This window comes from Paenibacillus zanthoxyli JH29 (assembly GCF_000520715.1).
Lineage (GTDB): Bacteria > Bacillota > Bacilli > Paenibacillales > Paenibacillaceae > Paenibacillus_AQ > Paenibacillus_AQ zanthoxyli.
The window spans coordinates 1-1956 of the sequence record NZ_ASSD01000566.1 but is presented as its reverse complement, the minus strand read 5'-3'; the positions used below and the strand labels follow the sequence as shown (position 1 = coordinate 1956).

Sequence of the window (1956 nt, the reverse complement as noted above, 5' to 3'; positions counted from 1 at the left end):
GTGCGGCTTCGCCTGCTCCGCTATCTCGCCAACGAGCCGAAGTCGCTATGGGAAATGCAATCCGACCTCGGCCAGTCGGGGGATATTCTGATGCATCATCTGATGATGCTGCGGGTGGCCGGACTTCTGCGCGTTCATCTGTGGGAGGAGCAGAACGAACGGTTCAGCATCCGTCTCGACGGGGCGTCGGAACTACAGATGTTCCTTGAATCGTATATTCGAGTATAATACTTTTACAATCATACAGAACTGGCTTGAATAGGGCTTTCTTGTTAAGCCCGGGAACCGTTTAAGCCGAACAAAGGAGTGAGAGACATGAAATATTTGACTCAACAGGTAATCTTCGACCTGGACGATACTTTGGTCCACTGCAACAAATATTTTGACCTCATTCTGGGGCAGTATTTCGAGATGATGATTAACTGGTTCGGGGATGAAGGGGTTACAACTGAAGAGCTTCGCCGCAAGCAGGTGGAGATTGACGTCGAGACGGTCAATATGAAAGGACTTGCAAGTGATAACTTTCCGAAGTCGCTGATCGCCACCTACCGCTATTTCTGCACAAAATATAACCGGCCAGCCGATCCTTTTCAGGAGGGACAGTTAATGAAGCTCGGTCTCAGCGTATACGACCAGGAGATCGAAGCCTATCCCGGCATGGTCGAAACACTCGACAACCTGAAGCATGACGGCCATCAATTGCACTTGTATACGGGAGGAGACCATTCGGTACAACGGCGCAAGATCGAGCAGATGAAGCTGGACCTCTACTTTGAAGACCGCATTTATATCCGTCAGCACAAAAATGTGGAATCGCTGGAAAAGATTTTGAGCAGCCGCCCCTTTAACCGGAAACGCACCTGGATGATTGGCAATTCACTTCGCACTGATGTCCTCCCGGCGATTACTGCGGGTGTCAAGAGCGTCTATCTGAAGCAGCAGAACGAATGGCTGTACAATATGATTGAGCTTCAGCACGAGATGCAGCAGTCGCTAATTACGATTTCTTCCATCCATGAAGTGGTGCCCGTCATCCGCGGAGCTGCTGCGCGCCGGAACACAAGCCACGGCTGATCGCCGCGTTAGGCTTAGCTGTTACAAATAGCATATAAAACCCTCCGCCGAAGTGATTATACTATTTTAGTAAATTTAAGTATTTGGCGGGAGGATATGCATGAAGAACAGCCAGAATAAGAAGAAGACAGGGAGCCATTATGCGCTGCCCATGGTGCTGGCAGGACTGGTCGTTGTCCTTGCGGTCGCGCTCGGACTCGTTCTAACCAGGGGACAAGCCGGAGAAGCTGCGGATTTGAGCAATCTGCCCAACTACACGGATGTGAAAGGGACAATCGTAGTTGACGGTCTCAAATACGAGAAACAGCCCCGGCTCGGAAATCCGAACGCCAAGGTCAAGGTGATTGAGTTTGCCGATTTTAAATGTCCCGCCTGCAAGCGGTGGACACAAACAAGTATGAAGCAGTTCATCAAGGATTATGTGGATACCGGCAAGGTCGAATACTACTTCATGAACTTTGCCTTTATCGACCGCGACTCCTACCTGGCCGCCAGCGCCGGGGAAGCGATCTATCATCAGAGCAATGAGAAGTTCTGGGAATATGTGACCAAGCTGTACGATCATCAGGGGGACGAGAGCAAGATTTGGGCAACCGAGAAGTTCATCCTGAAATTTGTGAAGGATAATATTGGCGGCATTGATTACGCCCGGTTCGAGAAAGATCTCAAGAACCAGACCTATATGCTGGACGTAAAAGAGGACTTCAAAATCGCCGGCTCCTACGGCGTTAACGGCACTCCCAAGTTTATGGTGAACGGTGCGCTTCTGAAGGATTCCTCGTATGACAGTTTGAAAGCCGCCATCGACAAGCAGTTGGCGAATAGCAGCAACTGACCGCAAGTACAAACGGCAGGCCGCGTATGAACACCATACGCGGCCTG

At 50.4% G+C, this 1956-nt stretch carries 2 protein-coding genes and 1 pseudogene; all 3 read left to right on the top strand.

The window, feature by feature from the left end; genetic code table 11:
- Positions 1-228, top strand: a pseudogene (locus L691_RS29805) (ArsR family transcriptional regulator); the annotation flags it as partial.
- An 87-nt stretch (positions 229-315) separates the two neighbouring features.
- Positions 316-1074, top strand: coding sequence for an HAD family hydrolase (locus tag L691_RS0122125; RefSeq protein ID WP_025692488.1), 759 nt, complete (start codon positions 316-318; stop codon positions 1072-1074).
- Between the two features lie 100 nt (positions 1075-1174).
- Positions 1175-1909 carry a DsbA family protein gene (locus tag L691_RS0122120; protein WP_025692487.1) on the top strand — a complete coding sequence of 245 codons (735 nt, stop codon included), beginning with the start codon at positions 1175-1177 and terminating at the stop codon, positions 1907-1909.
- Positions 1910-1956: the final 47 nt, after the last annotated feature.

Excerpts from the sequence above, each read along its gene's own strand:
- L691_RS0122125 (WP_025692488.1), top strand. The coding sequence starts at position 316 with ATGAAATATTTGACTCAACAGGTAATCTTCGACCTGGACGATACTTTG.
- L691_RS0122120 (WP_025692487.1), top strand. The coding sequence starts at position 1,175 with ATGAAGAACAGCCAGAATAAGAAGAAGACAGGGAGCCATTATGCGCTG.